Source organism: Streptomyces rectiviolaceus, assembly GCF_039533825.1.
Classification (GTDB): domain Bacteria; phylum Actinomycetota; class Actinomycetes; order Streptomycetales; family Streptomycetaceae; genus Streptomyces; species Streptomyces rectiviolaceus.
This window is the reverse complement of sequence record NZ_BAAAUG010000035.1, coordinates 43,814-47,486: the sequence shown is the minus strand read 5'-3', so window position 1 is coordinate 47,486 and position 3,673 is coordinate 43,814. Positions and strand designations below refer to the sequence as shown.

5 protein-coding genes are annotated in these 3,673 nt (G+C 71.3%); all 5 read left to right on the top strand.

Annotated elements, in window-relative coordinates; all coding sequences use genetic code 11:
- Positions 1 to 820: molybdopterin molybdotransferase MoeA (locus ABD378_RS11970; RefSeq protein WP_344520613.1), on the top strand; the 820-nt coding region annotated here is incomplete at its 5' end.
- A gap of 87 nt (positions 821 to 907) precedes the next feature.
- On the top strand, positions 908 to 1,432 hold the full coding sequence (moaC, locus tag ABD378_RS11965) for a cyclic pyranopterin monophosphate synthase MoaC (protein WP_344520612.1): 525 nt from the start codon (positions 908 to 910) through the stop codon (positions 1,430 to 1,432).
- On the top strand, positions 1,429 to 1,929 hold the full coding sequence (locus ABD378_RS11960) for a MogA/MoaB family molybdenum cofactor biosynthesis protein (protein ID WP_344520611.1): 501 nt from the start codon (positions 1,429 to 1,431) through the stop codon (positions 1,927 to 1,929). Before moaC ends, ABD378_RS11960 begins: the two co-directional genes overlap by 4 nt.
- A complete protein-coding gene (locus tag ABD378_RS11955) occupies positions 1,926 to 2,549 on the top strand; it encodes a GNAT family N-acetyltransferase (protein WP_272902883.1) in 624 nt (207 codons plus the stop codon). Before ABD378_RS11960 ends, ABD378_RS11955 begins: the two co-directional genes overlap by 4 nt.
- A gap of 197 nt (positions 2,550 to 2,746) precedes the next feature.
- Positions 2,747 to 3,673: divisome protein SepX/GlpR (sepX, locus tag ABD378_RS11950; RefSeq protein ID WP_344520610.1), on the top strand; the 927-nt coding region annotated here is incomplete at its 3' end.

Below are 3,673 nucleotides of genomic sequence, written 5' to 3'. Positions count from 1 at the left end.
CAGCGACGTCCAGGCCGGCGACCGCGCACTGACCGCGGGCACGGTCCTCGGCGCCCCGCAGATCGGCCTGCTCGCCGCGATCGGCGGCGGCACGGTCAAGGTGCGCCCGCGCCCCCGCGTGGTCGTCATGTCCACTGGCAGCGAACTGGTCCAGCCCGGCGAGGAGTTGGCCAAGGGCCAGATCTACGACTCCAACAGCTTCGCCCTCACCGCCGCCGCCCGCGACGCCGGAGCCATCGCCTACCGCGTGGGCGCCGTCGCCGACGACGCCGAGACGCTGCGCTCCACCATCGAGGACCAGCTGATCCGCGCCGACCTCATCGTCACCACGGGCGGCGTCAGCGTCGGCGCGTACGACGTGGTGAAGGAGGCCCTCTCCTCGATCGGGGACGAGGACGAGGCGGGCAGCGGCATCGAGTTCCGCAAGCTCGCCATGCAGCCGGGCAAGCCGCAGGGCTTCGGCTCCATCGGCCCCGACCACACCCCCCTGCTCGCCCTGCCGGGCAACCCGGTGTCGTCGTACGTCTCCTTCGAGATCTTCGTGCGTCCCGCGGTGCGCGCCCTGATGGGCCTTGCTGACGTCCACCGGCCCACGGCGCGCGCGGTGCTCGCCGCCGACAAGGCGATGACCTCCCCTGCGGGGAAGCGGCAGTTTCTGCGCGGGCAGTACGACGCCGATGCGGGCAGCGTGCGTCCCGTGGGCGGCGCGGGCTCCCACCTCGTCGCGGCCCTCGCGCACGCGAACGCGCTGATCGTCGTCCCGGAGGACACCACATCGGTGGAGCCGGGCGCCGACGTCGAAGTGGTCCTGCTCGGCTGAAAGGCGCTCCCGCGCGGTACGGTGTCGCGCACATAGGCCCCCTTGCGCCGCACCGCGGGAGGGCCCGGACCGGGAGCGCCACAGCACATGACTGCGATTTCCCGGGGGGAGACCCCCGGACCCCCTGACGAGCAGCGACTGACGCACATCGATGAGGCGGGCGCCGCCCGCATGGTCGACGTATCCGCGAAGGACGTGACCGCGCGCACCGCCCGCGCCAGTGGCCGCGTCCTGGTCTCGCCCCGCGTGATCGAGCTGCTGCGCGGGGAAGGCGTCCCCAAGGGCGACGCCCTGGCCACCGCGCGGATCGCGGGCATCATGGGCGCCAAACGCACGCCCGACCTGATCCCGCTCTGCCACCCGCTGGCCGTCTCCGGAGTGAAACTCGACCTCTCCGTAGAGGACGACGCCGTCGCGATCCTCGCCACCGTGAAGACGACGGACCGTACGGGCGTCGAGATGGAGGCCCTCACCGCCGTGACCGTCGCAGCCCTCACGGTGATCGACATGGTCAAGGCCGTCGACAAGGGCGCGGTCATCACGGACGTACGCGTCGAGGAGAAGACCGGCGGCAAGTCCGGGGACTGGAGCCGCGAAGGAGCCGGAGCATGACGGCTTACCGCGCGCTCGTCGTCACGGCCTCCAACCGCGCCGCCGCAGGCGTCTACGCCGACCGGGGAGGCCCGATCATCGCCGAGGCGCTTGCCGCGCTCGGCTTCGAGGTCGAAGGCCCCCAGGTCGTCCCCGACGGCGACCCCGTCGAGCAGGCCCTGCGCGCCGGATCCGCCGCAGGATACGACGTGATCCTCACCACAGGCGGCACCGGCATCTCGCCCACCGACCGCACCCCCGAGGCCACCCGCGCCGTCATCGACCACGAAGTGCCGGGCATCCCGGAGGCGATCCGCGCCTACGGCAGGGAGAAGATCCCCACGGCCGCGCTGTCCCGAGGTCTCGCCGGAGTCGCCGGGCGCACGCTCATCGTGAACCTGCCGGGCTCCACCGGCGGCGTACGGGACGGCCTGGCCGTCCTGGAGCCCCTGCTCACGCACGCCATCGAGCAGCTCCGGGGCGGCGACCATCCCAGACCCGCGGGTGGTGCGAGCTGAACAGCCCTTCCTGGCCCGTCGAGCTGACGGACGGCGATGTCGCCCTCCGTCCGATAAAGATGCGCGACCAGAGGCCCTGGCGTGAGGTCAACCGGCGCAACCGGGACTGGCTGCGCCCCTGGGAGGCGACCATCCCGCCGCCCACGCCCAGCGGCCCGATCGTGCACCGCCCGACGTACCGTCAGATGGTCCGGCATCTGCGCGCCGAGGCGCACGCCGGGCGCATGCTGCCCTTCGTGATCGAGTACCAGGGGCGGCTCGTAGGGCAGTTGACGGTCGCCGGGATCACCTGGGGGTCGATGTGCTCGGGCCATGTCGGCTACTGGGTCGACCAGTCGGTCGCGGGCCGCGGTGTGATGCCGACCGCCGTCGCCCTCGCGGTCGACCATTGCTTCCGGTCGGTCGGGCTGCATCGTATCGAGGTCTGTATTCGCCCCGAGAACGGGCCAAGTCGCAGGGTCGTGGAGAAACTCGGATTCCGCGAGGAGGGGCTCCGTCCACGTTATCTCCACATCGACGGTGCCTGGCGCGACCATCTTGTCTTCGCGCTCACCGCGGAAGAGGTACCGGAAGGGTTGCTGCGGCGCTGGCACCAGGCACGACCTCGGAACACCGCGTAAATAGAATAAGTGTTTGAAATTGATCGGTGATCGACCGTCTGGGGCCCGACTTGGTCCCTCTGAGGCATTAATTTCACGGTCCCGGTGGCCTGTTGATCGCATCAGTCACAAAAAAAGTTCGAGATATCAGCCAGATCGTGCGACACACCGGCTCAATTGGCAGATGGCCTCAACCAAACCCCTCTACCGTGTGAGGCGTGAGCAGCAGCGGCCTCATCTACGCAGTCATCGTCGGGGCCTGGGCCGCCTACTTGGTGCCGATGTGGCTCCGTAGGCAGGACGAGCTCAATGAAGCCCGTCCGACGGAACGCTTCAGCACCGCCATCCGGCTCTTGTCCGGACGGGCGGGGATGGAGCGCCGGTACGCCAAGGACCTGCAAGCGCGCTCGCCTGAAGAGGAGGAGTCGCGCGACCCGGACAACGTCACCGGCTCGGTGGACGTCCGGGCCTTCGTCGCGCCTCCGCACCGACAGGGCGGACAGAGCGGACAGGAAGAGCGGCCCGAGCCGCAGGGCAAGGCGCCGGTCAAACCCCAGGCGCAGCAGCCCTCGGCGAGGCCGCCGACGCAGCAGCCTCCGGCACGGTCCCAGGCCCAGCCCGCGGCGAAGCCCCCGGCCAAGCCCACCGTGAAGGCCCAGGTGAACTCGCAGGCGCAGGCGCAGGCGCACGCGCAGGCCCAGGCCCAGGCGCAGGCTTCGGCACAGGCCCCGGGTCAGTCCGCCGCGCGGCCTCAGCAGTCGCACGCCCGGCGGGCCGCGTCGGCGGAAGCCGCCGCGCGCGCCCGGCGCACGAAGGTGCTCGCGCGCCGTCGGCGTACGACGGTGATGCTGTTCGTCGCCTTCACGATCGGCACGATCGTCGCCGCGGTCGGCGGGCTCGCGTTCCTCTGGGCGCCCGCCGCACCGGCCGCGCTCCTGAGCGCGTACATCGTGTATCTGCGAGGCCAGGAGCGGCGCCGCTTCACCTACACCATGGACCGGCGCCGTGCCGAGGTCGCGGCGCAGCGGCTGCGGGAGCGTCAGCCGCGCAGGCGTGCGTCGAGCGGCGCGGAAGCCGCGGTCGACGCTGCCGACGTTGATCAGGTTCTCCAGGACCCAGCGGGCCACGCGTTCGTGCTCGGCCAC